Here is a 7,612-nt window from a genome sequence, read left to right on the forward strand (position 1 = left end):
ACTCGAAACTATGTGACTACGAGAAAAGGATTGGTCAGATTCTCACCGGCCGCAAATTGAATTCGATAGCCTCACTTTCATTACTCAATCCTTGTTTGCTACCTTGCTGAGAGATTCGCCCATAGGCTGCTAGGCGGCAAGGAAGCTACCAACAGGCACAATTGAAATGGCAAAAACCAACCTTGTTCGCCCCAGCCGCGATGGCGATCAGTTTCATTACCTCTGGGCAGCGCGACGATGCTTGAAGCTATTGTCAGCCACTAGCGACCTAGTGGCAGTCACTATTGAGGGAACTTCACCGACAGAATCTGGTAGCGGCGAAACCGTTACGGCCGGAGAAGACGTTATCGACATCGCCGAGTACTTCGGTAGCGAGAATTTTTCTGACGCACGGCTCGTGCGTTACATGCAACTAAAGCATTCCACTTTACACGCGCATGAACCATGGACAGCTAGCGGACTAGAGAAATCAATCACGGGTTTCGCTGAGCGGTACAGGGAGTTGCTTAAGGCCTTTCCTAAAGATGAACTCGCCGGAAAGCTGGAGTTTTGGTTTGTTACAAATCGGCCGATTGGGGATGCCTTCGCTGAGACGGTTGAAGACGTTGCGGAAGGCCGCCCCGTTCGGCACATCATAGAAGTCAAGAAGATTGAGCGCTTTGCAGGCCTTTCCGGCCATGATCTTACGGGGTTCTGTAAACTCATACATTTTGAAGGACGACAGGACGACTATTGGGATCAACGCAACATCCTATTCCAGGATGTTAGCGGTTATCTCCCAGATTCGGACGTGTATGGTCCCCTGAAGCTAAAAGAGCTTGTCACACGAAAAGCGCTATCGGAGGGAGAGCGCAATCCATCCATTACGAAGATGGACGTGTTTCGCGCTTTGGATACCGATGAGAGCGCCCTTTTTCCGGCTCCGAACCTCATTGAAAGATTGGATGGCTCGCTGGCTCGGGATCAAGAGCTTGCCCTCATCGCCGAGATTGTCTCAGCGAAAGGCCCAGTGGTGATTCATGCGCCTGGCGGTATCGGCAAGACGATCTTCGCGAACAGAATTGCAGCCAGTCTCCCTAGCGGCTCGAATTGCATTGTCTACGATTGTTTTGGAAACGGCCAATATCGCAATGCATCTGGCTATCGCCACCGGCACAAGGACGGTTTGGTACAAATCGCAAATGAGTTGGCGAGCAAAGGACTCTGCCATTTGCTCATTCCGACAGTTCACGCGGATTCGACTTCCTACGTCAAAGCCTTCGTTCATCGTATAGGGCAAGCTTCCGACTTCATACGGCTTCAAGACCCCGAAGCGCTGCTGTGTATCATAATCGATGCGGCAGACAACGCCCAGATGGCTGCTGAAGAGATTGGAGAAAAGAAATCATTTGTGCGCGACATTATTAGGGAAAGGATGCCGGATAATGTCCGGTTGGTGTTCCTTTGCCGCTCACATCGTCAGCACCTCCTCGACCCGCCTAACGAGGCGTTAAGTCGCGAACTGGAACCATTTAGCCGCGCAGAAACGGCGGCGCATCTTCGACTGCACTTTCCCGAAGCCAATGAACATGATGTGGACGAATTTCATCGCCTCAGTTCATACAATCCCCGCGTTCAGGCCCTTGCCCTGTCTCGTGACGAGACCCTGCCCAACACGCTTCGCTTGCTTGGCCCCAACCCCAAATCAGTTGAAGACACTATCGGCAACTTGCTCGAAGCAGCCATAAAGAAGCTGAAGGATCACTTGGGACCAATAGAAAGATCTCAGGTCGACAGCATCTGCACCGCGTTGGCCGCGCTTCGTCCGCTCATCCCATTGTCAGTATTGTCTGCGATATCGAACGTTCCAGAGTCCGCAATCAAAAGCTTTGTCATAGATATCGGACGGCCGCTGCGCTTGGCGGGCGATTCTGTCCAGTTTTTCGATGAACCAGCGGAGACGTGGTTCCGAGAGAGGTACAAGCCGTCGAGTACCTCGATGGGCAGCTTCATCAGTGTTTTGTATCCGCTCGCCTCGAAAAGCCCATATGTTGCATCTGTTTTACCACAATTGATGCTCGATGCTGGGCAGTTCTCAAATCTTGTTGACCTTGCGTTGAAGTCCGAGGCCCTTCCAGAGACAAGTCCCCTAGAGAGACGCGACATCGAACTGCAGCGGCTACAATTCGCGCTGAAAGCGGGTCTACGCACGAAACGCTATCTTGATGCGACTAAACTCGCTTTGAAGGCGGGGGGCGAAACGGCAGGAGATGATCGTCAGCGGAAGATTTTGCAGGCCAACACTGACCTGTCTTCGACGTTTCTCAGTGTCGACCTCATTCAGGAAATCGTGTCGCGGGGAACGTTCGGTTCAGGTTGGCTTGGATCTCATCATGCCTACGAAGCTGCACTGATGTCAGGGTGTCCAGCATTGGTCGGCGATGCTCGAAGCCGTCTGCGCATGGCACTAGAGTGGCTGAGGAACTGGAGCAAGCTTTCTGATGAAGAAAGAGCGAAGGAACAGATCTCGGACGACGACATCGTTGCGCTGACCATTGCTGAGATTAACATTCACGGCCCCGAAGCCGCCGCAAGTAGTCTTGGCCGCTGGAGACCAAGGCAGGTCACGTTCCGCGTAGGACTCGCTGTTGCCAAACGGCTAATCGATCACAACCGGATAGAAGATCTGAAAAAGTTCGCGATCGGGGCTGATAACAATCTATGTCTGGTGCTTGCGATCGCTGTAGCGTTGCAGCGCGTTCAAATGGTGCTGCCATTCGAAGTGACGCAACGCGCGTTCCGATTGGTTACCAACTCCCGGGTCCACCTTCAGGATGGCGGTTCATTCGATGATCGCTATTCGGCCTTGAATGCAATTGTTGTCCTCGTTGAAGCAGCACTGAAGCACTCAATTTGTTCGAAAGCAGAGGCTGCCTCGGTCCTTTCGCGCTATCTGCCTAGTGAACCTCCAGCGGATATTTCATCCCGTTTCTCCAATATTCGATCCTATCTTCTGCGTGCGTATAGCCTGCGCGCAGCATTGCTCGACACAAGCGTCGAACTCATGGATCTCGCACATGGTCCACTCCGAAAGGAGATGGAGGGAAAAAATCAGCATTCAACGTCTCGCGATCGTCAAGAGTTCGAAGAGGACATTGGCGCGCTCTTGCCTTGGCACAACCTAAGGGCGAAAGTCGTTTGCGGGATCGTAAGCGGCCCAGAACTGAATGACGAGCTTGCCCTAGCACTTGAAACATCAAGCAAAGCCGCTCGAATTCACTACCGGGATGACCATTACACATCCAACGAGATTGCCTTGCTGTGGTTCGAGATCCTATTCAGACTGCAGGCAGTTGACGCGACAACACTGGCCGCGTTCTCCAACTGGAAGAGCGGTTTGAAGCGACCACTTTTCACGCCGACCTTAACCGCCCTAGCGAGGCTATGTTGCGAAAAGTCGAATACTAAACAGAACGCGCTCGAATTTGCGTTGGAGGCATTCAATCTCACCAATGGTGAAAGATCCGACGCGGAACAAAAGTCGGATGGATTTATCGAAGCATCACGTGCGATTCTCTGCATTAGCAAAGGGGAAGCCTACGGGTACTTCAACGAGGCGGTGGAAGTCGCGAGTAAAATTGGCGATGAGAATTTGTCACGGTGGGAAGCCATACTGGATTTGGCTGATCGATCACTTCGCAAAGGCCGCCCCGTTCCCGAGACGGCGTACCGTTTCGCACGCTGCGCAGAGTTAACCTACGACTATGTTGTGCGAGACAAGCACTTCGATTGGCACGGAACCGTCGAGGCGTTGACCGGGCTGTGCCCTCCCTCATCGCTGGCGATTCTTAGCCGTTGGCGGGACCGTGGTTTTGGATGGTCAGAGCGAATCTTTCCTGTCGCAGTGAGAAAGCTCATTGAAAGGGGTGAACTAAATCCACAAAACGCACTGCCATTGATCGGTTTTCGCGGGCAGTGGCGACATGAAATGCTGCTTGATGAGGCGCTGAGTGCTTGTAGGTCCTCAAGCGAGAAGGCAGCCGTAGCGGCTCATGTTTTCCGGTATGCTCAACATAACTCTGGCGACTTGAAAAAACTGCAAGCAGTCACGGAACGCTATGGAGTGTTCCTGGAAGGCCTCGATACAAACGCTCGGTTCACTGAACACGAGGAACTAAAGCGAAAATCCCGGAAAGATGATGAAAATGCCCTCGGGGCGCATGAAGCTTCGGCAACGACAACGGATTGGAACAGCGTTTTCGCCGGGATAGACTTGGCTGGTGCCGAGGGTATTTCCGAGAGTTTTAGAAGGTACAAGGCTTCAGAGCGCCATTGGTATCCCGAGCAGTTCTTCCAGCAAATGCTCGCCCGTGTACCTGTAGGCTCGGAAGCCGAGTTCATCTTATCATTTGGCGAAGTTCCCGAATTCGAACTATTTCATTTAAGATATTTCTTGGAGAAATGCCCGAAGGAATGGAGTCAGCGACCCGCAATCAAGAGCGCGTTCGGTGTGATCCTGAGGAAGCTTTGTCGGCGGTACTGCCTCAATGTAGCAAAGTATCGTCACTACGAAATTTTTCCCTTTAAGACCGCTTGCCTTCTCAGCGGAGTGGACGAAGCCGATATTGTCGAAGTTGTGTTGGATGGTATTGGCGAAACAGCGGACTTAGCCGATGCAGCGCGGCTATTTTCGCTGGTAGGGCTTTTGGCAATAAAGCTCTCTGAAGACGATGCGTTAGAAGCGCTCGATTTCGGCCTAGACCTTTTCTCCAGCTCTTTGGAGGAGAAAGACGGCGATGGTCCTTGGTCACCTGATCTCCTGCCACCTTCTGATATCAATGCAGCCGTAGCGGGCTATGTCTGGGCCGCAATGGCAGCACCACAGACCGTCACGCGATGGGAGGGCGCGCATGCGGTGCTGGGCTTTGTCTCGCTTGGAAGGGAAGACATATTAGAGCACCTGTTCAACTTCAGCTCCGAGAATGTAGGAGGTCCATTTGTCGACGCCAAATTGCCGTTCTACAGCCTGCACGCGCTCCAGTGGTTCCTGATCGGAGTAAATCGAGGAGCAATCGCAAACGCTGCGGCTATTGCACCCTACGGTCAACGGCTGATGGACTTGGCGTTGAAAGGAGAGCCGCACATCCTCATCAGGCTGTTCGCAGCTCGGACAGTCCGCATATTGATGGACAACGAGATAGTCGATGATCAAGCCGATCTCCGGCACACTCTGGAACACGTCGCCAAATCACCATTTCCTGCCGTAGAATCGAAATCCTATGATCGTTTCACCAGAAACGACGACGCGCGAGATGGGAACGATGATGACAGCTTCTATTTCAGCTTGGACATCGGTCCGTATTGGTATGCACCGTTGGGAAGAGTATTCGGTTTGTCGCAAGGACAAATCGAAGCAGAAGCTCGGGCCGTTGTTCGGGACCAGTTGAAGTTCGCTGGCCGCGGACGGTGGGACGAGGACGAGCGATCTCGTCGAAAGCTGTACCAAGAGGGTCACACCTACCATTCACACGGTTCCTACCCCCGTGCAGATAGTCTCAACTTTTATCAAGCATACCACGCCATGCTGATAGTCGCGGGCAGAAATCTGGCATGTAGGCCAGTTCATTGCGACTCGGAATATGGAGTTGTCGATGAGTTTGCTGATTGGCTGGAGAGGCACGACCTGTCACGTCAAGACGGACGCTGGCTTTGGGACCGGCGTGACCCAGCTCCACTCGAACAGCTATCTTGGTTGGATTGTGATAAGGCAGACGAAAACTACAGCATCATCACGACTACGGATTTTGATGAGGCATTGCATAGCGGAGCGATGACCAACATTTGGGGCCATTGGACGATAGCGAATTCCGAGCGCGAGCAGTCTGTCGATATCCACAGCGCGTTGGTCTCTCCAAAGAACTCCGAGGCCCTATTACGTGCATTGGGTACGGCCGAGAGCAGGTATGATTACGCTATTCCAGGCGCTGAGGGCGACATGGAAATCGATGAACGTGGATACTCGCTCAAAGGCTGGATCGTAGGCCGCAGTAGCGACAGCGGGTTGGATAGCCAAGATCGTTGGGCGGGAGGTGTCAGCTACCCGGCCCCACGCCCAGCCGAGGCCATATGCGAATTGATGAGTTTGCAAACGGATGCTGATCAACGGACATGGACGGACAAAGATCATTCAACAGCGATGATATCCCAGGTCTGGGGGCACTTTGACGGGGATGACAGGCATGAGAACGTCAGCCCGGAACGTGGAAGTCGCATCAATGCATCACAGGGCTTCCTGAAAGCACTCCTTGGCAAGCTGCAGCGAGACATGATTATCGCGGTGAACATTGATCGTCGACGACGTTACAGATCATATGAAAGCACTATCGAAAATGACGAAGACAGAACCCCAACAAATTCAAGAATCTACCTGCTCAAAGCCGACGGAAGCTTGCACACGATCTGATGCAATACTGGCTTTAGGACGAAAGCTGGTGGAGGCAATGAATGTCGACGGATCTGCCGATACGCTTGGCAGGTGGATGGCCCACTTTGTGGCTGAGTTAATCGATGAAGCCGAGAGAACCACTGGTCCGGAGAAGGCAGCAGCCCAAGACAGATGCTTTACGGCCATTCTTGAACTGTGGAGTCACCGAGCGAAATTCCCCAGAGGAATGCGACCGCACCAGGAATTGGAACCAATCTTGCGGGTCGTGGAGAGTCTCGACCTTGCCACTGAATATCCAAGGTATTACCCGTCCGCGCAACCATCGGAGAATGATCCTCAAAGTGCGGAAGTGGAAAAGTGGCTCGGCCTGGCTCAGGGCCTCGACTACTCAGCAAAACTGCTGATCAGGTACTGCCTGTCTCAGGCTGCCGATTTGGCGACGGACAAATCAAAAGAGTGGGTGAAGCTTGCGGAAGCCGCCGAAGCGGACGCTGGTGTCTCCGAAATTTTCATCCGGTTCATATCAACGGCCGAGGATCTGGACGATGAAGGCAAAGTACATATAGCGCTGCGAAAAGATCTCGAGGATCGATTGCAGCGCCTCAACGCATTTCGGGGATTAGCAGCGGGACTCGAAGAGCATCTTCAGGCCGAAATCGAGAAACTGCCACAGGTGGATAATGTAGAGAAAGATGAGGTGCACATTTCCTTGCACACCCCTCCAGCGTTACCCCTTTCAAGCCTCGACTAATGGATTCCGCGGTGCGGAGGAAGCCAAGCCGTAAGCCGAACAGATTTGGCAACCCGTACCGTAAACGGGATCACTTCCAAGCCAAAAAGCAGCTTGTGGGCCGCTTCAGCCGATCAAGTAGGACTTCCCCCGTAGCTCGGCGTAGAGCGAGTAACCAGTCTAGGCTCGAATTTGTTTCTGACCGCTACGATGACATCATTGAGGTCGAGCAAGCTTGTACCTTGTTGGGTAACGGCTATTACTCCCCCAATTAATGTACCACTACTCGGAGCCTGTCGAACTTTTGACAAGGAAAATACGTAATCGACAAAATCTTTTCGTTTTGCGCGGTGTATTTCTTTGTCTCTACCCCAATAATCGCAATACTTGATATCCAGTTCAGCGCATTCTATATTATTTTTAATTATTATTTTCTCATATCCATAGCACAAAATGTG

The 7,612-nt window shown here is 52.5% G+C and carries 3 protein-coding genes; 2 read left to right on the forward strand and 1 reads right to left on the reverse strand.

Annotated elements, in window-relative coordinates:
- The first annotated feature begins 166 nt into the window (after positions 1-166).
- Positions 167-6,442 (forward strand): AVAST type 3 anti-phage nuclease/ATPase Avs3a, encoded by a 6,276-nt coding sequence (gene avs3a / locus LJE98_RS19225; RefSeq protein ID WP_229576878.1) that lies wholly within the window; start codon positions 167-169, stop codon positions 6,440-6,442.
- A 25-nt stretch (positions 6,443-6,467) separates the two neighbouring features.
- Complete coding sequence (avs3b, locus tag LJE98_RS19230) at positions 6,468-7,175, forward strand: AVAST type 3 anti-phage proein Avs3b (RefSeq protein WP_420710179.1); 708 nt, start codon at positions 6,468-6,470, stop codon at positions 7,173-7,175.
- A 113-nt stretch (positions 7,176-7,288) separates the two neighbouring features.
- On the opposite strand, the gene LJE98_RS19235 is transcribed toward avs3b, so the two are convergent.
- Positions 7,289-7,612 (reverse strand): hypothetical protein (locus LJE98_RS19235; RefSeq protein WP_229576880.1); only part of this gene is annotated, 324 nt, incomplete at its 5' end.

This window comes from Rhizobium sp. 'Codium 1', assembly GCF_020889605.1.
Classification (GTDB): Bacteria; Pseudomonadota; Alphaproteobacteria; order Rhizobiales; family Rhizobiaceae; genus Allorhizobium; species Allorhizobium algae.

Coding starts and splice junctions, on each gene's coding strand:
- avs3a (WP_229576878.1), top strand. CDS start 167: ATGGCAAAAACCAACCTTGTTCGCCCCAGCCGCGATGGCGATCAGTTT.